We start from the raw sequence: 21806 nt of genomic DNA, 5'->3' as shown, positions 1-21806 counted from the left end.
GCAGCCATATGCAGATTTCAAGACGCATTCTTCTGGCCTGCGCCGTGACCATCCTTCTCCTGCCCAGCATCCTTCAGGCTGACACGGAAGCACAGGAGAAGGCCCGGGAAGCGCTGAGTCGAAAAATGCAGGAACTCAATTCAGGCGGGCCTGCGGAGCCAGCCACTCCGGCTCCCGCACAACGGCCGCGTCCCGCGCAAGCTCCCGCCGCGCCTGCGGCTCCAGCTGCGCCCGCTCCGGCCACCGCGCCTCCGACGCGAAGCACAGCCGCTCCCTTCCGGCCTTCTGCCGCATCAACGGCAAACCAGCAGAAGGCTCTCGAAGCATTGCGCCAGCACCTTGGTACAACGTCCGAATCCGCTCCGTCTGTGAGCGCTCCGTCGCGGCCCGCCCAGCCGGCGACACCGCCTTCTGTCGCCCAGCCCACGCGCCCCGCAACTCCCCCAGCGGCAACACCGCAAGTCCAGCCACCGGCGCGTTCAACCGTTTCGACCCCAGCCGCTTCTCCCGCGAACCAGGATAAAGCACTGCAAGCTTTGCGCGAACGCATGGGCGCCACCCAGGTCGCGACAACGAACTCCGCGGCCGCTCCGACCGCTGCAACTCCCGCTGGTTCCACCGGCGCATTCGTCGAGATTCCGTCGACCGCTGAGAACGAGGCGAATATCGAGAAGGCGCGGCAGGCGCTTCGTCAGAAGACCCAGGAGCTTGAAAAGCAACAGCAGCAGGAAAGAGTCGTCACACGGCCAAAGTCCGAGCCGCAGCCTCAGCCGCAGGTTACGATCGCGCAGCCGCCCGTCGAACGGGCAGCGCCGACGGCAAAACCAGCTCCGCAACCACCTGCCGCACGCGCGAGCCGGAACGCACAGGAACCCTGGACGCAGATGCAAGGGCCGCCCACCGGATTGTCCGCTGAGAAGGAACAGAAGCTTAAGGCGATTCTTGACGAGTATCGGGCCGATCGTTTGACTCCCGCCCAATACCACGCTGAACGCGCAAAGATCCTGGCGGAACCCTGATTGAAGCATCTTTCAAAACCCGCCAGATGCTTCTGGCGGGTTTTCTGTTTTTCGAAGCAGCATTTGAACTGAACCTTAATTCCCATTACACATGCACGGATTTCATTACGCTGGCAACCGGCTGTTCTGCGAGGACGTCGCCATTGATTCACTTGCCGAAAAATTCGGCACTCCCCTCTACGTTTATTCGCAGGGAACGCTGACCGATCATTTCGAAAAATTGGACCAGGCGCTCGCGCCGCTCGATCACCTGATCTGTTATGCGATGAAGTCCAACTCGAATCTCGCCGTGCTGAGAACGCTGGCAGATCTCGGAAGCGGGTTTGACATCGTCAGCGGTGGCGAATTGCAGCGCGTTATCGCGGCGGGCGGGGACCCGATCCGCTGCGTGTTTGCCGGAGTCGGCAAATCGTCCGATGAAATTGCGCTGGCGCTGCGCCACGGCGTGTACTCGTTCAATGTGGAAAGTGAAGCGGAACTGGAGCGCATCAACACGGTCGCGGCTCGGCTGCGCAAGGTCGCACCAATCGCAGTGCGCGTGAATCCGAATGTCGCAGCCAAGACCCACGCGAAGATCACGACGGGGACGTATGAAAACAAATTCGGAATTGCCTACGAGAACGTCCAGGCAGTGTATGCCCGTGCCAGCCGCCTGAAAAACATCCGCTTGCGCGGCGTGCAGATGCACATCGGTTCCCAGATCACAACCGTCGATCCTTTCCATCAGGCTGTCCGGAAAGTGCTTCCGCTCGTCCAGGAGTTGAAGGCGCGTTACGACCTCGAATTCCTCAGCATTGGAGGCGGCCTTGGAATCGTATATGACCCCGCATTGGAAAGCGGTTCCTCGCAATGGTGGCAGGCGGGTGCAGCCAAAAAGATCCTGACGCCGCAACGTTATGCGGATCGGCTCCTCCCCTTGCTGCAGCCGCTGGGCTTGCGCATCCTCATCGAGCCCGGCCGTTTCATTTCAGGCAATGCCGGCATTCTCGTGACCCGGGTGGAATACGTGAAACGGACGGGCAAGAAAAACTTCCTGATCGTGGATGCTGCGATGAACGACTTGATCCGCCCCGCGTTCTACGACGCGTATCACGAAATCGTGCCGCTGCGCCGCCGCAGTGGAGCACGCATCGACACCGACGTCGTCGGCCCTATTTGCGAATCGGGCGATTATTTCTGCAAGGACCGTCCACTGCCGAAGCTCGGCGAAGGGGATTACCTCGCGCTGCTGAGCGCGGGCGCGTATGGATCCGTGATGGCATCGAACTACAACACCCGCGCTATTTCCGCTGAGGTGCTCGTGAACGGAAAGCGATTCGCCCTCGTCCGCGAACGCCAGGACATCCCCGAAATCTGGGCATCCGAGAAACTCGCCACGTGGCAGAAGTAGTCAGGGACTAAAGGACTAAGGGACTAAGGGACCACTGACAAAAACTCACTTCAGATTCTGAGGATTGAGCGGCTTCAAATCTTTCGTCAGGAATATGCCGTCCTTGCGAATCAGCTCGCCATCGAACCAAATCTCACCGCCGCCCCATTCGGGGCGCTGAATCAGCACCATGTCCCAATGCACCGCTGAGCGGTTGCCGTTGTCGCAATCCTCATAAGCCTGCCCCGGCGTGAAGTGCATCGATCCCGCGATCTTCTCATCGAACAGGATGTCGCACATCGGATTCTGGATGTAAGGATTGAATCCGAGTGAAAACTCGCCGACGTAACGCGCTCCCGGATCGGTGTCCAGGATCTGGTTCAGGCGTTTCGTGTTGTTGGACGTCGCCTTCACCACCTTGCCATCTCGAAACTCCAGGAAGACGTTCTCGAACTTCGTTCCCGAATAAAGCGTTGGCGTGTTGAACTGGATCGTGCCATTCACTGAATTCTTCACGGGACAGGAGAACACTTCGCCGTCGGGAATGTTTCGATCCCCCTTGCACATCTGGGCGCCAATATCCTTGATGCTGAATCGCAGGTCCGTGCCCGGGCCTTTGATATGAACCTTATCTGTCCGCCGCATCCTGCGTTCGAGCGGCGCCATCGCGCGCGCCATCCGGCGGTAATCCATCGTGCAGACGTCAAAGTAAAGGTTTTCAAACGCTTCCGTGCTCATCCCCGCCGCCTGCGCCATGCTGGGTGTTGGCCATCGCAGCACGCACCAGCGAGTCTTGTTCACGCGGTGATTCAACACGGGGCGGATCGTGCGCGAATACATCGACATGCGATCGCTCGGGACATCGGAATTCTCACTGGCATTCTCACTGCCGCGGACTGCGATGTAAGCCTGCATGCGTTTCATCCGAAACAGTTCCAGGTCACGCGCGAGTTTTGCATGGGCCTCGGTGCTCGCACGCAGCAACTCGCGCCCTACCCGCGTATGGCGCGTCTCAACAATCGGGATGGCCCCTGCCTTTCGCACCGCACGGACCAGCTCAATGGTGAACTCATCCGGCACGTCGATCATGTCGAGCAGGATGTTGTCGCCCTTCTTGAGCGCAGTTGAATACTCCACGAGCAACTGGGCCAGTTTCGCGAAACGCGGGTCGGTCATAATTCCGCCAAGCTAAGCGAAAGGCGTCCCAGTTCAAAGTTCAACGTTCGACCTGGGAATGGCTTCGGCCCGAAGGCCGGCCCGCCTTTTTGCTTGGTTTGAGGTGCTTCGCTTCTATCATTTCGCCTTGCACTGAACCGGCCCCCGAGCCCATTCGGCGCTCCAAGCAAATGATTGTCAGCCTGTTCATTCCATGCTTCGTCGATCTGCTGTATCCGCGGGTGGGGATCAGCATCGTGCAGATTCTCGAACAACTCGGGCACCAGGTCGATTTCGCGGAGGAACTCAATTGCTGCGGGCAGCCCGCATTCAACTCAGGGTATTGGGACGAAGCGCGCGAACTCGCCGCGCCCGCCGTAAATCGGCTCAAGAATGCGGACGCCGTCGTCATCGCTTCAGGCTCGTGCGGCGCAATGCTCAAGGTGTTTTATCCGCAATTGTTCGCTGGCACTGAGCTCGAAGCGGACGCCCGCCAGCTCTCCGAATCGTGTTACGAGTTCTCGGATTTTCTCGTGCGCAAACTCGGAGTCACCGATCTCGGCGCCCGCTTTCCCGCCCGGGTGACATTTCATGACGGCTGCCACGGCCTGCGTGAATTGGGCATCAAGACAGCGCCACGCGCCCTGCTGCAACACGTCAAGGGCCTGGAATTGGTTGAGATGAAAGAGGAAGTCTGCTGCGGATTCGGCGGCACTTTCGCGGCAAAGTTTCCAATGATCTCCACGGCGATGGGCGAAGTGAAATGCGCGCAGGCTGCTGAAACGGGCGCGGAATACATCGTGTCGAATGACTCCAGCTGCCTGATGCACATCCAGGGCCTGGCAGACAAGCAGCACAAGAAACTGAAGACCATTCATCTTGCGGAAGTATTGACCAGCCGTTAGCGCGATGAGTGCTCCCGAACAACAGTTCAAGCGGCAGGCCGACGTCCTCACGCACGACTTGCGCCATCGGGAGATCATCCAGGTGGCGCTCGGCAAATACGCGGTGGTCAGGGACAAGAACCGGGGCGCGTTCCAGGATTACCAAGCCGCCCGGCAGGCCGCCGCGGAAATCAAGTGGGACGCGATCAATCACCTGGACCGTCATCTCGAGCAGCTCACGGCAAAGTTGGAAGCCCGCGGCACCAAGGTACATTGGGCGAGCACTGGCGACCAGGCACGGGAACTCATTCAGAAGATCATTCGCGAAAAGAAGGCTCGCTCCATCATCAAGTCGAAGGCGATGACTTCGGAGGAGATTCACTTGAATCACGCGCTGGAGGAGGAAGGTTTCGAGGTCGTTGAATCCGACCTGGGTGAATTCATTGTTCAGCTTAAAAAGGAAACCCCGTATCACATCGTGTTTCCTGCCATGCATCTGACGCGCGGCGAGATCAGGGATTTGTTCAATCGCGAACTCGGCATCAAGTCGACGGACAGCCCCGAGGAACTCACGATGGTGGCGCGCCGCGTGATGCGCCAGAAATACATCACGGCGGACATCGGCTTCACTGGCGCCAACTTTGCCATTGCCGAGACGGGGATGATTTCGATCACGGAAAATGAGGGCAATGCCCGGCTGACGGCGGCCCTTCCGAAAACGATGATCACGCTGCTGGGCATCGAGAAAGTTCTGCCGCGGATGGAGGATCTCGCGCTCTTTCTGCCGATGCTGGCAACGTCCGGAACCGGCCAGCCTTTGACCTGTTACAACTCCATGTATTCCGGTCCGCGGCAGCCTGGCGAATCCGACGGCCCGGAGGAATGGCATGTCGTGCTCCTGGATAATCGGCGGACGGAACTGCTCGCCGATCCCGAGCAGCGTGATTCCCTTCATTGCATTCGATGTGGCGCCTGCCTGAACGTGTGTCCGATTTTCCGGAACGTAGGCGGGCACACGTATGGGACCACGTATTCGGGCCCGATCGGTTCAGTCATCACGCCACATCTGCGCGGGCTGCAATCGTGGAAGCATCTTTCGTATTCCAGTTCGCTGTGCGGCGCCTGCACGGAAACGTGCCCGGTCAAGATCGACCTCGCGCATCACCTGCTCCAAAACCGCCGCAACTCGGTCCGCCAGAAACCTTCAACGACATGGCGCTTCAGTTTTCAATTGATGAACTTCGTGTTCAAGAGGCCTGCCTTGTATTCAATGCTGCCGAAGTTCGGACGTGCGGGCCAAACCGTGCATCCGCTTGTTGCGGGACGCATGTTTGATCCCGCTTATCCGTGGACCAAGACGCGTTCCGCGCCAAAGATTGCGAAGCAAACCTTCCGTGAGTTCTGGCGGAATCGAAAGCGCGGGGGAACGCCATGAGCGAACGCGCAAAGATCCTCGGGCGCATTCGCGAGGCGTTATCAGTCGCCGCTCCGTTTCCCGGCGCACATGAACCGGCCGCACATCCCATCGCCGCCACGACTGCGTCTGCACGCGCTGGCGAATGGCTTCCGCGGGTGGGCCAGAGCCGTGACGAGCAGATCGCGGCGTTTGCTGCGAACGCGGCCGATCTGCGCGCGGAGTTCTTCCCGCTCGCCAGCGGCGCCGAGCTTGTCGCGCAGCTTCAGAAGATGCGTTATGTCGATGCCTGGAAAAAGATCGCAACGCATTCAGGGGAGCTGACGGGACTGATACAGCGCGCGCTCGATCTTCCCACGGTCTTCACGGATGCGGTTTACGATGGCAACGCGCTGGAAAGCTGCGACGTGGGAATCACGGAATGCGACGCGCTGGTCGCGCAGACTGGCAGCGTTCTTGTAACGAATCGGACCTGCGGCGGCCGGGCGCTTTCCGTGCTGCCGCCGCACCACATTGTTTTGGCACGGCGAGACCAGCTCGTGCGCGATCTGCCTGCTGCATTCCAGTGGTTGCGCCGGACCTACGACGGGAATTATCCCAGCATGATTTCGTTCATTACCGGCCCAAGCCGGACGGGGGACATTGAACGTATTCTCGTTTTGGGGGCGCACGGTCCCAGGCGCTTGACGATCTTCATGGTTTGAAAGGTAACTTTATGGAAATACGCTATTCACCCAACCCCAAGGACTATCAACGGCTCACCACCGACGAATTACGCGCGGCGTTCCTGATCGAAAACCTGTTCGCGCCAGGCAAGCTCGAACTCGTCTACAGCGACGCCGATCGTGCGATTACCGGGTCCGCGGTGCCCACTAATGCAGGCATCGAGTTGAGTGCCGACGCCGAACTGCGAGCGGCGTATTTCTGCGAGCGTCGCGAACTCGGGATTCTCAGCGTGGACGGCGATGGCGCGGTGGAGGTGGATGGAAAAGTGTACCCGATGGGCAAGCTCGATTGCCTGTATGTCGGGCGCGGCAGCCAGGCCGTCAAGTTCACCAGCAGCAATGCCGCCGAACCTGCCGCATTTTTCCTTCTCAGTTATCCTGCGCACACCGCGTATCCGACCACGCACGCGCAGATGAAGGATGCGACTCCCGTTGAACTCGGCTCAGTCGCCGATGCAAATCGCCGGACGATCTACAAATACATCCACACGGGCGGCATCAAGAGCTGCCAGCTGGTCATGGGCTTTACGAAGTTGCAGGAGGGCGCTGTTTGGAACACGATGCCGCCGCACACTCACACGCGGCGTTCTGAAATCTATTTGTATTTCGACATGACGCCGGCGAGGCGCGTCATGCATTTCATGGGCACTCCGCAGGAGACGCGGCACCTGGTTGTCGCGAACCGCCAGGCGGTGATCTCGCCGAGCTGGAGCATCCATTGCGGATGCGGCACGGGTGCCTACACCTTTTGCTGGGCGATGGGCGGCGAGAACCAGGCGTTCGAAGACATGGACGCCGCGCCCGTGCAACAACTCAGGTAACAGGCTGCGAACATTGATCAATTTATGATACTCGAAAAATTCAAACTGGACGGAAAAGTGGCGGTGGTGACGGGAGCGGGACGTGGACTCGGACAGGCTGCGGCCGTCGGATTCGCCGAAGCCGGCGCTGATGTAGCAATCGTCGATGTCATCAGCACGGAGGAAACCGCCGCCAAGGTGCGGGCGCTCGGACGCCGCGCGTGCGAAGTCCCGGCCAACCTGATGGAACGGGCGAGCGCACAAAAAGTCGCTGATGCCGTCGTCAAGGAACTGGGCGGGATCGACATCCTCCTGAACAACGCGGGCATCATCCGGCGCGCACCCGTTCTGGAATTCTCGGAAAAGGACTGGGACGAAGTCATCAAGATCAACCAGGACATGGTGTTCTTCCTGACCCAGGCCGTGGGCCGTCAGATGGTGGCCCAGGGTCGTGGCGGAAAAATCATCAACATCGCCTCAATGCTCTCGTTCCAGGGCGGCATCCGCGTGCCGTCATACACCGCGAGCAAGAGCGCGGTGATGGGATTGACCAAGCTGTTCGCCACGGAGCTCGCGCCGCACCGCATCAACGTCAACGCCGTTGCCCCCGGCTACATGGCCACAGACAACACCGCTCCGCTTCGCGCAGACGCTTCCCGCAGTGCAGAGATTCTCGGACGCATTCCCGCGGGCCGCTGGGGCGAACCGCAGGATCTGCAGGGAGCCCTTGTGTTCCTTGCCTCTGCCGCATCGGATTACGTGACCGGCTACACGATTGCTGTCGATGGCGGCTGGCTCGCGCGCTAGGCGCGGCATTCATGCAGCTTGAGTTCTGTCAAAACGGGCGCGTGGGCATTTCCACGCGCCCGAGAACGTTCCACGCTGAACCAGCCTGAGCCTCCGCGGCTCGGCTACGCGAGCAGCTGCACGGGCCCCGGGTTCCGCAACAGGATCTTGCGCGTCTCCTTGCGTCGCGGTGCTTCGGTGAATTCCTTCAGCAACCGCCGAACGGCGGCATGGCTGGCGAGATGGAACTGAGCCGATGTCTTCGCCATGCCCACGCGAATGGAACACGCAGGCGGCGGCAGCGCGCGGAAGAGATCCTCATCCGTCCAGTCATCGCCGACACCCAGGATGAAGTCCGATGCCTGGTTGCCCAGCCATTCCAGGGCCGCCGTTCCCTTGTTCACACCCGTGTTGCGGATTTCGATCACCTTGTTTCCTTCGAGCACCTGCACGTCAATATTGCGCGTGTAGCCTGAAAGGTCATCCATCAACTCCTGCGCGCGCAGCGAAGCCTGCTCGGGATCAGCGCGGCGATAGTGCCACGCAAGAGAATATTCCTTCTCCTCAAGCAGCGCTCCGGGAAGCCGGTCAACATACAACTGCAGGATCGGCCTGACGCGCTCCTTCCAGTCGATCGATACGGGCCGGAGCACACGCCACTCGCCGCCGCGCGCTCGCAACCACATCCCGTGCTCGGCAATGAGCGAAATTGGAAACGATCCAAACCATTCCTCCAGGTCCACGCGGGGACGGCCGCTCACGATGGCAACCTCGTTCGCCGGTTCGGCTGCGAGCGCGCTGATGATGTCCAGCAACTCCGCGTCCGGCCGCGCAGCTTTGGGGTTGTCGGCAAACGGCACGAGCGTGCCGTCGTAATCCAAAAGGAGCGCTCGCCGGGATGTGGCGCGATACTGCTGAACCAACCCAATCTGCGCCCGCCCGTTCAATGTTCGCGCGCGCCGGGCCGCCTCGGTTTTTTGCGACACCAGCGTCGCCTGGATAAATTCATCCGCCCAGCGGTTCACGTCGTAGCGGCGCAACCGATCCTGCAGCACCTGGTTGCGCTTCACCTGTTCCTCCACGGGCATGGTCAGCGCCTGCTCGAGCGCCCGCGCGAAGTCGTCACTGTGGAACGGATTCACAATCAGGGCCTCGCCCATTTCCTTGGCGGCGCCCGCCATCTCGCTCAGAATCAAGACACCCGTCTGGTCTGGACGCGATGCTACGAATTCCTTTGCAACCAGGTTCATTCCGTCCCGCAGCGGGGTGATCAGTGCAACATCGCAGGCGCGATAGAGCGCAACGATTTCGTTGAATGAAAGGTTGCGGTATTGGTAAACGAGGGGCGTCCAGTTCACTGTGCCATACGCGCCCACAATCCGTCCGACGGTCTCCTCAATCTCCTGCTTCATCGCGCGGTAGCTGTCCACGCCAATGCGTGAGGGCGCAACCGAGACAACAAACAGAACCTTGCCGTGCCATTGCGGATTGCGTTTAAGGAACATCTCGTAACCGCGCAGGCGATTGATGATGCCCTTCGTATAATCGAGCCGGTCGACCGAGAAGATGAGGCGCTGCGCGGAAGAGCGGGCCCGCAGTTCGGCCACCTGGTTTTCCGTTTCGCGCGAGCACGCTGCCTGGGCGAAGCGTTCGAAATCGATGCCCATCGGGAAGGTGTCCACCTTCACAACGCGATCCCTCAGGCTGAGGCTGCCGAGCTGGTGTTCGTAGCCAAGTGTCCGCATGACCGATGTGAGGAAGTCCCGCGTGTAATCGTGCGTGTGGAACCCAACCAGATTTGCCCCGAGCACGCCTTCCAGCAATTCAGCCCGCCAAAGCCGCGGCAGCAGTCGAAACACTTCAAACGACGGAAACGGGATGTGCAGAAAAAAGCCAATCGGCATTTCAGGAAAATGATTCCGGATCAGCCGCGGCAGAAGCATGAGCTGGTAATCATGAACCCAGACGATGTCATCGGGCCGCAGAATCTGCAGCAGCGCCTCGGCGAAGGTGGCGTTCACGCTCTGGTAATTCTGCCAGTCCTCCTCCTCGTACTGCGTCACGCTCGGAAAATAATGGAACAGCGGCCAGAGGGTCTTGTTGCAGAACCCGTGATAGAAACGGTCCGCGCTGTTTTCGGAAAGAAAAACCGGCGCCGCGCGAAATTGTTCGCCATGCGCCCGCACCGCGTCCACGTGCTCAGGTGCGACGCTCGCTCCCGGCCAGCCCATCCACACAAATTCGCAACCTTTTCCCGGGTCGATCGCCATTCGCTCCAGGAAACTCCACAACCCCGTGGTCAGCCCGCCCGGACTCATCCGGAACTGCGGCTGGCCTTCCTCCATGGAAACCGTGAACGGCAGACGATTGGAAACAATGATTATTCGCATAAAAAAAACCCGAAAATTACTGGCTTGCACAATTGATGCAGGCCGACCAGAAAGCGATGCCCAAACCGACGCTGCTCAGCGCGAATACCGTCGCCAGCAACCGATGTTTGGGCGGAATATTCCGGACCATGAGGCGAAACGCCTGCGGCGTCCGGCTGATCAGGAATCCGGCGAGCAGCCCCGCAGTGCAGCCCAACGGCGCGGCGATCAGGCCCGCGACCCAGCCGGTCTGCGCTCCATACAGCCAGCCTGCGCAAAGACCAATCAGGCCGTGAAACAAGACCGCCATGTCCGAAAACCGGCTCATCCTCCGACGCGTGTCCAGGGTTCCACGTGCCGCGCTGCCGTCGCCCTTCCGAGGCGTTGTTCAAAGGTTTCACTCAGCGCGCCCTCGATCGCTTTCATCAACGGCGGCACATCGATCGGCTTCTTCAGCAGGGCCGCGACGCCAGGAAAAACCGTTGAATCCAGCTGATCAAACATCCCCGTCACGATGATGACCGGCATCATCGGATAGGCAGCACTGGCCGCTCCAAGAACATCCCACCCATCGCGCCCCGGCATGTTCAAATCGAGAATCGTCAGGTCGAACGCACCCGACGCAAGCCGGGCCTCGCCGTCGTTTCCATCGACCGCCAGCGTCACATCGTAGCCAGCGTCCTCGAGGATGCGCCTGAGCGATTCCCTGACCGACTCGTCGTCGTCGACCATCAATATTCGTTTCTTCATAACTCTTCTATTCGAGCCATCGTGTCTTTACGATGGCGTGCGATCTTATTGGCACACGGCGTGCCAACAACGTCCGGACGGGGCGAAGTAATTGGCTGTCCCGGGGAAAATCATTGAAACGCCCTCTGTAAAATCAGGATGACAGGAACAAATCATTCCACTGGTGGGTTCCGGAGAATCACCCGGCTCGTGCCGCAGGTGAAAATCCGGTTTGTCGGCTTCATGCTCGTCGTGGCATGCGGAACCATTCTTCTTTCGTGGATCACCCGCAGCCTCTGGAGCCAGCTTGACAAACTTCAGAAGGAGCACGCCGCGGTGAAAAGCGAGAGCTTCTACCTGGGCGTGCATCTCCGCGGCGCCATCCGCAGCCTGAATGACAAACTCCTGCAGCACGGCGTTTCGCGCGATCCCCTGCTGCGCAGCGCCTTCACTGATGAAGCGGGCGAGTTGAAATTGTGGATCGAGACCAACCGCTTTCACCTCGATCAGATGGTCGACGTGCAGCTTCTCAAAAGCCTGCAGGTTTCGCGGCAACTTGAAATTTTGAAGCAGGCCGAAGCCGAATACGACCGTTACGTCACGAATGCGATGGAGGTGCTCGCGCAAACGTCGGCTGTTCCCGAGGACGAAGAAATCCGGTTTGAGGCGCTGTACCGGAAGGTGCGGGAGATTTCGAGCAGCGTGTTTCCATTGTGCGACAACCTGGTGAAGGCACAACGGCAGGGCTTCAGCGAATTCCTCGATGAAACCCAGCGCACATTGATCAACCATCAGCGCTTGCTCAAGCTGTGTTCCGCCCTGATCCTCGGGCTCGCCATCGCGCTCGCTCTCCTGGTCTACCGCGGGATGATCGCGCCATTGCGCGTCGGCTTAAGCGAGAGCGAGACGATCATTGAACGCCAGGAGAAGCTCGCCTCGCTGGGAATCCTTGCATCAGGCGTTGCGCACGAAATCCGGAATCCTCTCACCGCAATCAAGTTCCGCCTGTTCAGCCTGCGCAAATCACTGCCGGCCGTTGCGCAGCACGAGGACGCCGCCATCATCGGCAACGAAATCAACCGCCTGGAGCGGATCGTCCAGGACTTCCTGCAATTCGCGCGGCCGTCGGAACCGCGCCTCGCCAAAATCTCCGCCATCCAGATCGCCCGCGGCGTCCACGAGCTATTCCGGACGCAATTGGAAAAGTCCGCCATAGAACTCAAGCTGGAAGCAGACGAGAATGTGGAGGTGTATGCCGACGCGCAGCAGATCAAACAGGTGCTGATCAATCTCGTGCAGAACTCGGCTGAAAATATTGGCCGCAATGGGACGGTTACCTTGCGCATCAGCCGGGGCACCGATGAACTCGAGGGACGCAACCGCTCTGTCGTGATACTGGCAGTGGCCGACTCGGGCAACGGCATTCCGCCTGAAGTCGAGGCTCGGCTCTTTGACCCGTTCTTCACCACGAAGGAAGGTGGAACAGGACTTGGCCTCGCCATCTCGGCACGCATCGTCGAGAAGCACGGCGGCATTCTGCGCTACGAAACCGAACTGAACTACGGCACCACGTTCGAGGTGGTCTTGCCAGGCCTTGAAAATGAAGCAAGCGAACATAGTCCTAATCGAGGATGACCCCAGCACCGCGTCGGCTCTGCACAATGTCCTGTCTGCCGAAGGCTATGACGTGACCATTGCGCGGCGCGGTGATGACGGCCTCGAGCAGGCAAAGCAGCGCAACTGCGACCTCGTCATCACGGACCTGCGTCTTCCGGGCCTCAGCGGCCTGGAACTGATTGCGAAGCTGCACGCCGCGAAGCCCAAGCTTCCGATCATCATGATGACCGCCCATGGCACCACGGAAACAGCGATCGAGGCGATGAAACTCGGCGCGTGCGAATACCTCGTGAAGCCGTTTGAAGCGGATGAACTGCTCGATCTCGCGGCAGCAACCGTCGCGAGCTCGCGCCGCATGTCGGAATCCATCGAGATCGGCGAGGCACGGAGTTCCCCGCGCGCGATCGTGGGAACCAGCCGCGTGATGCAGAACATTTACAAGGAGATTGGGCGGGTCGCGGCAACGCCCGTTACGGTCCTGATTCGCGGTGCCACGGGCACTGGCAAGGAACTGATCGCGCGGGCGATCTATCAGCACAGCAATCGCGCCAGCGAGCCGTTCATCGCCGTGAATTGCGCCGCCATTCCCGAGACGCTGCTGGAAAGCGAGCTGTTCGGACACGAACGCGGAAGCTTCAGTGGAGCGCACACACGCCGCATCGGACGCTTTGAACAGGCGCAAAACGGGACCATTTTCCTGGATGAGATCGGAGACCTTGCGCCCAACACACAGGCAAAGCTGCTGCGGGTGCTGCAGGAAAAATCCTTCCAGCGGCTGGGAGGCGATGAGGTCATCAGCGTCGATGTCCGCGTGCTCGCGGCAACGCACAGGAATTTGGAAGCCGCAATCCAGGAAGGCGAATTCCGGGAAGATCTGCTTTATCGGCTCAGCGTGGTGACGATCACCCTCCCAGCCCTGTCCGAGCGTGTGGAAGACATTCCAGAGCTCGTGAAGTTTTTCATCAGCCGCTACGCGCGCGAACTCGGAATGGAGTCATCGTCCATTCAACCCGATGCAATTGCCTGGCTGCAAACCCAGCCGTGGCCCGGCAACGTGCGGGAACTTGAAAACGTGGTGCGCCGCGCGATGCTCATGGCGCGGCCGTTCGGCATCAGCCTCGAGCACGTCCAACAGGTGGTGAATCGCGACCGCAAACCGCCAGCGGCCGGCAGCCAGACTCACACGGCCTACGTGGCCGACCTCCTCGATCGCGTGCAACGCGGCGAAGCCGAGAACGCCTATTCCATGATGATTGGCGAAATGGAACCTGAATTGTTTCGCCAGGCAATCCAGCTTGCCCAGGGGAACCAGGCCAAGGCCGCGCGGTGGCTTGGAGTCACGCGATTGAAAATGCGCGAAAAGCTCAGCGAGTTCGGCCTGCATCCCGGTTCAACCAACGGTCCTGAACCGGGGTGAACCCGCCCTCATTTCTGCAGGCCCATGAACAGCACGATCAAGTCGATGATGAACAGCAGGACGATCGTCGCCTCCAGGATCAACATCCAGCGGTTCGTTCGATCGTGGCTCAGCATCTGATAGAGGTCGTCCAGCGTTTGCAACTTTCGATCGAGCGTCTTGTGCCAGTCGGCGAGGTGAAATCGTGCGGCAATGTTCTCGTAGATGCGCGCGAGATGCCAGTCGCCGAAGAACTTCGTGATGTTCGACAGCTCGTCATTGAACCGCGCCAGATCCACACGCAGCTCGCGCAGATCCTTCAGCGTCGCAGAACGCCCGCGGGTCGAGCGCGTGCTGAGATCGCGATACGAACGCTCCAATGAATCGTCCAGAATGCGGTCATAGGCCTCGAGCTCTGCCAGCTGCAGATTGGCGAGTTCCATGATGTAGAGCGTTTCATCGAAGTGTTTCCGCTCGTCCATGATCAATGCCGCATCCCAGTCAATCACCACCAGGTCGTGCTCGTAATAACTGAGGTAACGCCCCGTCGATTCGTCCGCTTCCTGCCGCGAGAGATGATCCACGTCAGGTCCCTGTGTGAGCAGCGACGCCACCGCGCGCCGATGCGTGCGCCACCATTGCTCAGCGTTGATGCGCCGCGCGTCGTCAATTTTCGGTGATTCGATGCAGAACACCGTGTACGCCTCCTCCTCCACGATCCGCTCAATGGGGCGCACAAAGTAAGGCGACAATTCGCGGCGCACCTCCTCTGCCAGCCGCCGCACTTCCTCGTGCAGGGACCCGTTGCTGAACTGAAGGTCGTGGAATCGAATGAGGTCATCGATGCGATCGACCTCAAACGGCACGCGCATTGTGATGCTGATGGCGCCGACGGGAAGGAGTTTGACCACGCACTCGGCACGCACCGGTCCGCCAGGGCCAATCCGTTCCAGCGGCGGGAGTCGGACCATTTGAGGCCGATAAAAAAAGAGCTGCCGCGGACTCCGCTTGCTGGCATCCACGACAAACTGCGCCACGGGCTGGCCCAGCAATTCCCTCACGGGCTGGCGCGACATTTCGTACGCGACGTCGAAGGCGTAGATATAAACAACTTCGCCACTGTAGCGCAGCGGGGTGTTTGCGGGCTTCCGTTCCAGTCCCTGGATCTGATCAACGGTGGTTTCCATGCCCCAACCTAAGCCACTCCCGCAACGCTGTCGAAACGCATTGCGCAGGGTCGGCTTAAAGCTCAATGCTGGCTGACGGATATTCCTGCGGGGCTGGTTGTCCTGTCCAGTATGGCTTCAGTTTTCAGCTTTTATCGGTTCCGCACTTTTCTTCAGATCCGTGTTCATCCGTGGTTAAAGTTCCTCTCTTCGATTCGCGCAAATTCGTGGAATTCGCGGAAACCTGTTTTCCCTTTGAATCCGTATTCATCCACGTTCACCGCGTGCGAGACGGGTAATCTCCTTCCGAACTCGTACGGTTGCGCTGGGGCGGCACCTCGGACACACTGCGCCCGTGCAATTTCAGGCGAAGATCCTTACCGCGGCGCAGCTTCCTGGCTGGCGCCAGCAGTTGCGTCACGCGGGCAGGAAACTCGTCGTCACAAACGGCTGCTTCGATATTCTGCATCCAGGCCATGTCACCTATCTCGCAATGGCCCGGGACCTTGGCGATGCCCTGCTGATCGGGCTGAACGCCGATGCGTCCGTCCGCGAGTTGAAAGGTCCTTCGCGTCCGGTCAACTCCGAATCCGATCGCGCCATCGTCCTCGCCGCGCTGGAAAGTGTCAGCGGCGTCTGCGTCTTCCCCGAAAAAACTGCCACGGAATTCCTCATGCGCGCGCAACCGGATGTTTACGTCAAGGGCGGCGATTACACATTGGAAACGATCAACCAGGACGAACGCCGCGCGGTGGAAAGCGCAGGCGGCACGGTGGCGATCCTTCCGATCGTGCCCGGAAAATCGACGACGTCGATCCTCTCGAAGATCGCAAAACTCTAACGCTTCAATGCGGATGCGCCACCCCCATGGCGTGCTGCCACGCGTGAAGAATGTGGCCGATGATCGATTCCACCCCCACTCCGTTCCTCACCTGCGCAAACACGAACGGCCCAGCGCCCCGCATTTTCAAAGTGTCTCGCTCCATTACTGTCAGGTCCGCTCCGACCGCCTGAGCCAGATCCGTTTTGTTGATCACCAGCAGGTCGGTTTGCGTGATGCCCGGCCCGCCTTTGCGCGGGATCTTGTCGCCACCCGCCACATCAATGACTTGAATCGTGAAGTCTGCAAGCTCGCGGCTGAAACACGCCGCGAGGTTGTCGCCGCCGGATTCAATGAACAACATGTCGGGCGTGAATCGTTGATGCAGGTCTTCAAGTGCCATGAGATTCGCAGAAATGTCTTCGCGGATCGCGGCGTGCGGACAGCCGCCCGTTTCCACCGCGCGAATGCGTTCCGCCTCCAGCGCGTTGTGCCTTGTCAGGAACTCGCCATCCTCGCGCGTGAAGATGTCGTTGGTGACAACCGCGATGTTCATCCGTTCGCGCAACTGAAGACACAACTGCAGCGTCAACGCCGTCTTGCCGCTGCCCACAGGTCCGCCGATGCCCACCGTAAACGCGCGTTCGCGGAAATCGCGGTGAAGCGGCCGGTCGCGTTCGTCGAATACGCCGCGATGACTGTGACCGTTGGCGTCACTGTGATGATAATGCAGAAGGAGTTTCATGTTCGTGTTTCGTTTTAATCGTTCCGCGATCCCGACATTCAGCTCTGGAACAACCGGGAATACAGTCGATCCTGCGCACCCTGCCACAGGTCCAGCAGCGGAGCCGTCTGGGCGAGGTCATCCAACGAGAGCGAGCCGCAACGGGCCAGCACGGCTTCCGCCACGCCTGACAGGCAATTCTGCAGAACCTGCGCGTCCATGGGACCAACAATGTTCAGCCGCACGGCGGCGGCGAAGGTTCCACGCAGGTGCTGGAAGACGAACATGCGACCCGCCGCGATGCGGTCGATTCCGGCTTCTCGCAAACAGGCGCCGAACATGGGCGCCATGTGCGACCACGGGGTGTCTTGGAGAGCCGCCGCTCGCTCGCCCAGGAACACTTTTCGGACTGCGTTGAAGAATGCCTTTCCCTGCAAACGGCTCGCACGGTTGGCTACATGATTCGATGTGAACGCGTGACACAGCGCATCGAATTCAGGGAGCCGTTGCGGCTCGGTCCAGGCCGCGGTCACAAACGGCAGGGAAGCATGTCCAAGTTGATCCAGACTGGCTTCAGTGAACGAGACCAACTCCGCGCGGTTCCTCACCTCGCCGTGTTGCCAGGCCGCTTCGAGGCCGTTTGAGTGCGCAAAGCCACCCGTCGGAAATGCAGAATCCACCAATTGCCAGACGAGCCATTCGTTACGCTCCGTCGCGTTCGGCGATCCTTCAATTGGCTGCGGCGCGCAGATTTCAGGTGGTTGCAATCGGGTCCCCATGCTGTTGTCAAAAAAGAAAATATCGTTGCGCGAGCGGCAGCACTTTTGCGGGTTCGCACGTGAGCAACTCACCGTTTGCGCGGACTTCGTAGGTTTCAGGATCGACAGTGATTTTCGGCAGGGCGTTGTTCCACTTCATGTCCCGCTTGCTCACAATGCGGCAGCCTTTCACCGCTTCGATTCGCTTGCTCAAGCCATACGACTTTCCAACGCCACGCTGTTTCGCAGCCTGGCTGACAAACGAAATCGCGCAGGGGCCCGAAGCCTTGCCAAAGCTCCCGAACATGGGCCGCATGATCACAGGTTGCGGCGTGGGAATGCTCGCGTTCGGATCGCCCATCTGTGACCACGCAATTACTCCGCCCTTGATCACCATCTCGGGTTTCGCGCCGAAGAACGCCGGTTTCCAAAGCACCAGATCGGCGAGCTTTCCTTTCTCGACCGATCCGATGATGTGCGCCATTCCATGGGCGAGCGCAGGATTGATCGTGTACTTCGAGAGGTAACGCTTGATCCGCACGTTGTCATTGTCACCGCTTTCCTCAGGCAGCCTGCCACGCTGCTGCTTCATCTTGTCGGCAGTCTGCCATGTGCGGGTGATCACTTCCCCGATTCGGCCCATCGCCTGCGAATCCGAACTCATCATGCTGATCGCGCCGATGTCGTGAAGAATATCTTCAGCAGCGATCGTTTCGCCTCGAATCCGGCTTTCAGCAAATGCGACGTCCTCAGGCAGATTTGGATCCAGGTGATGGCAAACCATGAGCATGTCGAGGTGCTCGTCGATGGTGTTCACCGTGTACGGCCTCGTTGGATTGGTGGAACTCGGCAGTACATTTGGTTCGCCGCAAATTCGAATGATGTCGGGCGCATGTCCGCCGCCCGCGCCTTCGCTGTGGTAGGTGTGGATGGTGCGGCCCTTAAAGGCGGCGATCGTGCCTTCCACGAATGCAGATTCGTTCAATGTGTCGGTGTGAATCGTCGCCTGGATGTCGAACTCGTCCGCGATCTTTAGGCAGCAATCGATGGCTGCGGGCGTGGTTCCCCAATCCTCGTGCAGCTTCAATCCAATCGCACCGGCCTGGATCTGTTCTGGCAATCCGGCTCGCAACGCCGTGTTGCCTTTCCCGGTGAATCCGAAATTGAGCGGCAATGAATCCACCGCCCGCAGCATCATGCGCAAGTTGAAGGAACCTGGCGTGCACGTTGTCGCGCAGGTGCCCACCGCAGGGCCCGTTCCGCCGCCGACCATCGTCGTCAATCCAGCCGCAATCGCTTCATGCGCCTGTTGCGGGCAAATGAAATGAATGTGCGAATCGAAGCCGCCCGCAGTGAGGATCAAGCCTTCCCCCGCAATCACCTCCGTCGTGACACCCACGATCATGCCTCGTGTCACACCCGCCATCACGTCAGGATTCCCAGCCTTTCCGATGGCGGCAATCAAACCGTCCTTGATGCCGATATCGGCCTTGTAGATCCCGCTCCAATCCAGCACGAGCGCGTTGGTGATGACGCAATCCAGCGCATCGCGATCACCCACACCGGCCGCCTGGCCCATCCCCTCGCGAATCACTTTGCCGCCGCCGAATTTGCATTCGTCGCCATAACTGGTGAAATCCTTCTCCACCTCCAGGAACAGCGAAGTGTCGCCGAGCCGTACTTTGTCGCCCGTCGTCGGCCCGAACATGTCCGCGTAATGCGAACGCTTCATTTTATGCGCCATAAAAGGTGGTTTTCTCAGAATGGAATGACTGCAGCGGCCGGCATCGTGGAAATCACCGGGTGTTCCCGAATTGCTTTTGTTTTACGCGCAACAGGGCCGCCTTCTTTGCCGCTGCCGAAACCTTCCCACTGGCGACATTGTTCCCGCCGCGAATGATCTTGCGGCCCGCGATCTCGACCAGCCGCACGGTCCTTGATTCGCCCGGTTCAAAGCGCACCGCCGTGCCCGCCGGGATGTCGAGACGCTTGCCGTAGGCAGCGCCGCGATCAAACTGCAACGCGGGATTCGTTTCGATAAAATGATAATGGCTGCCAACCTGCACAGGCCGATCGCCGAGATTGGTGACCGATAACTCCACGGCCGCCCGTCCCGCATTCAACTCAACGTCTCCGTCCAGGATCTCGCACGATCCCGGCTGGATGGATTCCTTGTCCGGTTTGAACGAAGACAACTCAGGGATCGGCAGAAAGCTGCCGTGCAACGCCAGTGTGAGATCGCCGTTTTCCAGCGCGATGGGATGATGGACTGTCACGAGTTTGGTTCCGTCCGGAAACGTGCCTTCCACCTGCACATCGTGAATCATCTCAGGAACCCCGCTCATCACCTGGTTTCGTCCAAGCAAATGCCTGCCCAACTGCATGAGTTCAGCGACTGCGCGGCCGTCTCGAATGAACTCCTGCAACTGCGTGGCGATCAATGCGACGGCTTCGGGATGGTTCAGTCGCAATCCGCGCGCCAGCCGCTTCTGCGCGAGAAATCCCGCCTGGTGCAGCGTCAGCTTGTCGATTTCACGTGGGGAAAGATGCATCGCCAGTTTGAATTCAGTTTAGCGCGGCCATGCCGCTTTGCATTTGCGCGCGTTGTTCATTGTCGTCGTGCCCAGGGATCATCACCCAGGATTTCCTTCACAAAATACAGAAGCCGTTGCACTTCGCGGCCCACGGCTTCGACGCTCTCGCCCGCGATGCGCACCAGCACGCCATCCTCGGTGGCGCTGGCGCTGACGATCAGCGCATCCTGTTTGCCAACCGCACGCGACGCGACATCCAACTGAATGGATTGCGCGCCCTCCTCCAGGGGCGTTCCCGCCAGCAGCACCGTGGCGATGCAGTTCCAGCGGCCCAGCCGATGGGCGCCCTTCAACTCGGTTCGCGTGCAATCCAGCAAAAGAGAATCCAGGAACACGCGACGGTCCTCAATGAACACCTCGTTTCGGCACTGGAACAAAGAGAACGCCCAGCGTTCGCCCCGCGCCGCGCGGCCCGAAGTAAACCAATCCACAAGCACCAATCCCGCGCCCGGCAACAACTGAAACACCTGCTTCTGCCGGTAAATCGAAAGCGCAAACGCTTGAACCGGATCGGGCGCGAACACGAGAATCGCGTCGCGTTCGACGAACCCCAGGGTCTCGTGCCCGCACGGAAGCCCGGTCTCGTTACGGTAAACCTTCGTGGACGCCTGTGTCCCGACGAAGCAGCGCGCGCCCGCGCGAATCCGCACCTCAAGCAGAGTTTCGTCGCCCGCCACCAATCCCCCGCCGAAGCTGCTTGTGCATGCCCAGACGCTTTGCCCCCGTGCACGCGGCGTCAGCAGCTTCAAGGGATTTGTCGCGAACGCAGAAACGACAGTGCTCTGTCCGCGAACCAAACCCACCTCGAGCGCGGCCCGGCCTGCTCGAGTCAGCTCACGGTCCTGTGATTGCAGTGTGTTCACAGCAGTGCGGCCCGCGATAAAACAACTTATTGCGGCGAAGGATGACGGCTACAAACCGCCGAGCGAGTGGCATTGATTAAAATTGTGCGTCGTTTTGATGAGCAAGAACGCGTCATGTCCGCCGGAAAAGCACTGCATGTGCCATGGCCCTCCAATCTGGTGTACGGAGCCGTACACAACAGCTGCAGCGGGCAGAATTCGCAGTAAATCGCCTTGATAAAACTTGGGTCGCGGAGCAGCCACGCAAAGAAATCACGTGATGCTCCTGGCGGAATTTACACAGCATGGCCAGATTCGCGCTGACAACCTTTTCTGGCCGACGCCTGTCTCTCCTCTCCCCAGACCTCTCCTCCGCTCCGAGCGGAAGAGAGTGAGAATGAAGACGCATTCGACACGAGAGTCTGTGCATGTCACCACGCTCCTGTCGCATTGGTCCGTTGTTTCATGAATTGCCAGGCTCTCCTTGCCGCCCTTTCGCTCTGCGTTCGTTCAGCGGTCCGCCGCCTCCGGCGGACCGCCTGCCGAAGGCCTCTGAAGCGGGAACGCCGCGGCAATAGTTCGAATCATCGAATCGTACAAACACAAGGCCGGGAAGCAGTTCCCGGCCTTGCTCTGAGT

At 59.7% G+C, this 21806-nt stretch carries 20 protein-coding genes; 10 read left to right on the top strand and 10 right to left on the bottom strand.

What is annotated here, in order from left to right; all coding sequences use genetic code 11:
• Positions 1–8 precede the first annotated feature (8 nt).
• Positions 9–1019, top strand: a complete 1011-nt coding sequence (locus VEH04_15930; protein HYG24268.1) for a hypothetical protein — start codon at positions 9–11, stop codon at positions 1017–1019.
• Between the two features lie 91 nt (positions 1020–1110).
• Positions 1111–2409, top strand: coding sequence for a diaminopimelate decarboxylase (gene lysA / locus VEH04_15925; protein ID HYG24267.1), 1299 nt, complete (start codon positions 1111–1113; stop codon positions 2407–2409).
• Between the two features lie 45 nt (positions 2410–2454).
• Here lysA and VEH04_15920 read toward each other — a convergent pair whose 3' ends face one another.
• Positions 2455–3564, bottom strand: coding sequence for an aminopeptidase (locus tag VEH04_15920; GenBank protein HYG24266.1), 1110 nt, complete (start codon positions 3562–3564; stop codon positions 2455–2457).
• Between the two features lie 170 nt (positions 3565–3734).
• Between VEH04_15920 and VEH04_15915 the strand changes: the two genes are divergently transcribed.
• From VEH04_15915 to kduD, 5 genes are read left to right on the top strand one after another with little or no spacing between them, the layout of a single operon-like run.
• Positions 3735–4448 carry a (Fe-S)-binding protein gene (locus tag VEH04_15915; GenBank protein ID HYG24265.1) on the top strand — a complete coding sequence of 238 codons (714 nt, stop codon included), beginning with the start codon at positions 3735–3737 and terminating at the stop codon, positions 4446–4448.
• Between the two features lie 4 nt (positions 4449–4452).
• A complete protein-coding gene (locus VEH04_15910; protein ID HYG24264.1) occupies positions 4453–5862 on the top strand; it encodes a LutB/LldF family L-lactate oxidation iron-sulfur protein in 1410 nt (469 codons plus the stop codon).
• Positions 5859–6545 carry an LUD domain-containing protein gene (locus VEH04_15905; GenBank protein ID HYG24263.1) on the top strand — a complete coding sequence of 229 codons (687 nt, stop codon included), beginning with the start codon at positions 5859–5861 and terminating at the stop codon, positions 6543–6545. Before VEH04_15910 ends, VEH04_15905 begins: the two co-directional genes overlap by 4 nt.
• 11 nt (positions 6546–6556) lie before the next feature.
• Positions 6557–7387, top strand: a complete 831-nt coding sequence (gene kduI, locus VEH04_15900; GenBank protein ID HYG24262.1) for a 5-dehydro-4-deoxy-D-glucuronate isomerase — start codon at positions 6557–6559, stop codon at positions 7385–7387.
• 24 nt (positions 7388–7411) lie between these two features.
• On the top strand, positions 7412–8173 hold the full coding sequence (kduD, locus tag VEH04_15895; GenBank protein ID HYG24261.1) for a 2-dehydro-3-deoxy-D-gluconate 5-dehydrogenase KduD: 762 nt from the start codon (positions 7412–7414) through the stop codon (positions 8171–8173).
• 104 nt (positions 8174–8277) lie between these two features.
• On the opposite strand, the gene VEH04_15890 is transcribed toward kduD, so the two are convergent.
• Genes VEH04_15890 through VEH04_15880 form a run of 3 tightly spaced genes read right to left on the bottom strand, consistent with a single transcriptional unit; the run spans position 8278 to position 11271 of the window.
• Complete coding sequence (locus tag VEH04_15890) at positions 8278–10542, bottom strand: bifunctional alpha,alpha-trehalose-phosphate synthase (UDP-forming)/trehalose-phosphatase (GenBank protein HYG24260.1); 2265 nt, start codon at positions 10540–10542, stop codon at positions 8278–8280.
• Between the two features lie 16 nt (positions 10543–10558).
• Positions 10559–10849 (bottom strand): hypothetical protein, encoded by a 291-nt coding sequence (locus VEH04_15885; GenBank protein ID HYG24259.1) that lies wholly within the window; start codon positions 10847–10849, stop codon positions 10559–10561.
• Positions 10846–11271, bottom strand: a complete 426-nt coding sequence (locus VEH04_15880; protein ID HYG24258.1) for a response regulator — start codon at positions 11269–11271, stop codon at positions 10846–10848. The genes VEH04_15885 and VEH04_15880 overlap by 4 nt, the downstream gene beginning before the upstream one ends.
• 138 nt (positions 11272–11409) lie before the next feature.
• Between VEH04_15880 and VEH04_15875 the strand changes: the two genes are divergently transcribed.
• Complete coding sequence (locus VEH04_15875) at positions 11410–12885, top strand: ATP-binding protein (GenBank protein HYG24257.1); 1476 nt, start codon at positions 11410–11412, stop codon at positions 12883–12885.
• Entirely contained in the window at positions 12851–14284 is a 1434-nt protein-coding gene (locus VEH04_15870; GenBank protein ID HYG24256.1) for a sigma-54 dependent transcriptional regulator, read from the top strand. Before VEH04_15875 ends, VEH04_15870 begins: the two co-directional genes overlap by 35 nt.
• Before the next feature lie 8 nt (positions 14285–14292).
• On the opposite strand, the gene VEH04_15865 is transcribed toward VEH04_15870, so the two are convergent.
• A complete protein-coding gene (locus VEH04_15865) occupies positions 14293–15450 on the bottom strand; it encodes a hypothetical protein (GenBank protein ID HYG24255.1) in 1158 nt (385 codons plus the stop codon).
• A gap of 334 nt (positions 15451–15784) precedes the next feature.
• Between VEH04_15865 and VEH04_15860 the strand changes: the two genes are divergently transcribed.
• Positions 15785–16270 carry an adenylyltransferase/cytidyltransferase family protein gene (locus VEH04_15860; GenBank protein HYG24254.1) on the top strand — a complete coding sequence of 162 codons (486 nt, stop codon included), beginning with the start codon at positions 15785–15787 and terminating at the stop codon, positions 16268–16270.
• A 4-nt stretch (positions 16271–16274) separates the two neighbouring features.
• Here VEH04_15860 and ureG read toward each other — a convergent pair whose 3' ends face one another.
• The 5 genes from ureG to VEH04_15835 are packed head-to-tail and all read right to left on the bottom strand — an operon-like array spanning position 16275 to position 21188.
• Positions 16275–16994: an urease accessory protein UreG gene (ureG, locus tag VEH04_15855; protein ID HYG24253.1), complete on the bottom strand. Its 720-nt coding sequence runs from the start codon at positions 16992–16994 to the stop codon at positions 16275–16277.
• A gap of 38 nt (positions 16995–17032) precedes the next feature.
• On the bottom strand, positions 17033–17752 hold the full coding sequence (locus tag VEH04_15850; GenBank protein ID HYG24252.1) for an urease accessory UreF family protein: 720 nt from the start codon (positions 17750–17752) through the stop codon (positions 17033–17035).
• 7 nt (positions 17753–17759) lie between these two features.
• Complete coding sequence (gene ureC / locus VEH04_15845) at positions 17760–19475, bottom strand: urease subunit alpha (GenBank protein HYG24251.1); 1716 nt, start codon at positions 19473–19475, stop codon at positions 17760–17762.
• 52 nt (positions 19476–19527) lie between these two features.
• Positions 19528–20283, bottom strand: a complete 756-nt coding sequence (locus tag VEH04_15840; protein HYG24250.1) for an urease subunit gamma — start codon at positions 20281–20283, stop codon at positions 19528–19530.
• A 56-nt stretch (positions 20284–20339) separates the two neighbouring features.
• Entirely contained in the window at positions 20340–21188 is an 849-nt protein-coding gene (locus tag VEH04_15835; protein ID HYG24249.1) for an urease accessory protein UreD, read from the bottom strand.
• Between the last annotated feature and the right edge of the window lie 618 nt (positions 21189–21806).

It is taken from the genome of Verrucomicrobiia bacterium, from assembly GCA_035629175.1.
Classification (GTDB): domain Bacteria; phylum Verrucomicrobiota; class Verrucomicrobiia; order Limisphaerales; family DASXHY01; genus DASXHY01.
This window is presented reverse-complemented; position numbering and strand designations above follow the sequence as displayed.

What these genes read in the sequence shown, in the direction of transcription:
- VEH04_15930 (HYG24268.1), top strand. Translation starts at nt 9, where the DNA reads ATGCAGATTTCAAGACGCATTCTTCTGGCCTGCGCCGTGACCATCCTT.
- lysA (HYG24267.1), top strand. Translation starts at nt 1,111, where the DNA reads ATGCACGGATTTCATTACGCTGGCAACCGGCTGTTCTGCGAGGACGTC.
- VEH04_15920 (HYG24266.1), bottom strand. Translation starts at nt 3,564, where the DNA reads ATGACCGACCCGCGTTTCGCGAAACTGGCCCAGTTGCTCGTGGAGTAT.
- VEH04_15915 (HYG24265.1), top strand. Translation starts at nt 3,735, where the DNA reads ATGATTGTCAGCCTGTTCATTCCATGCTTCGTCGATCTGCTGTATCCG.
- VEH04_15910 (HYG24264.1), top strand. Translation starts at nt 4,453, where the DNA reads ATGAGTGCTCCCGAACAACAGTTCAAGCGGCAGGCCGACGTCCTCACG.
- VEH04_15905 (HYG24263.1), top strand. Translation starts at nt 5,859, where the DNA reads ATGAGCGAACGCGCAAAGATCCTCGGGCGCATTCGCGAGGCGTTATCA.
- kduI (HYG24262.1), top strand. Translation starts at nt 6,557, where the DNA reads ATGGAAATACGCTATTCACCCAACCCCAAGGACTATCAACGGCTCACC.
- kduD (HYG24261.1), top strand. Translation starts at nt 7,412, where the DNA reads ATGATACTCGAAAAATTCAAACTGGACGGAAAAGTGGCGGTGGTGACG.
- VEH04_15890 (HYG24260.1), bottom strand. Translation starts at nt 10,542, where the DNA reads ATGCGAATAATCATTGTTTCCAATCGTCTGCCGTTCACGGTTTCCATG.
- VEH04_15885 (HYG24259.1), bottom strand. Translation starts at nt 10,849, where the DNA reads ATGAGCCGGTTTTCGGACATGGCGGTCTTGTTTCACGGCCTGATTGGT.
- VEH04_15880 (HYG24258.1), bottom strand. Translation starts at nt 11,271, where the DNA reads ATGAAGAAACGAATATTGATGGTCGACGACGACGAGTCGGTCAGGGAA.
- VEH04_15875 (HYG24257.1), top strand. Translation starts at nt 11,410, where the DNA reads ATGACAGGAACAAATCATTCCACTGGTGGGTTCCGGAGAATCACCCGG.
- VEH04_15870 (HYG24256.1), top strand. Translation starts at nt 12,851, where the DNA reads ATGAAGCAAGCGAACATAGTCCTAATCGAGGATGACCCCAGCACCGCG.
- VEH04_15865 (HYG24255.1), bottom strand. Translation starts at nt 15,450, where the DNA reads ATGGAAACCACCGTTGATCAGATCCAGGGACTGGAACGGAAGCCCGCA.
- ureG (HYG24253.1), bottom strand. Translation starts at nt 16,994, where the DNA reads ATGAAACTCCTTCTGCATTATCATCACAGTGACGCCAACGGTCACAGT.
- VEH04_15850 (HYG24252.1), bottom strand. Translation starts at nt 17,752, where the DNA reads ATGGGGACCCGATTGCAACCACCTGAAATCTGCGCGCCGCAGCCAATT.
- ureC (HYG24251.1), bottom strand. Translation starts at nt 19,475, where the DNA reads ATGGCGCATAAAATGAAGCGTTCGCATTACGCGGACATGTTCGGGCCG.
- VEH04_15840 (HYG24250.1), bottom strand. Translation starts at nt 20,283, where the DNA reads ATGCATCTTTCCCCACGTGAAATCGACAAGCTGACGCTGCACCAGGCG.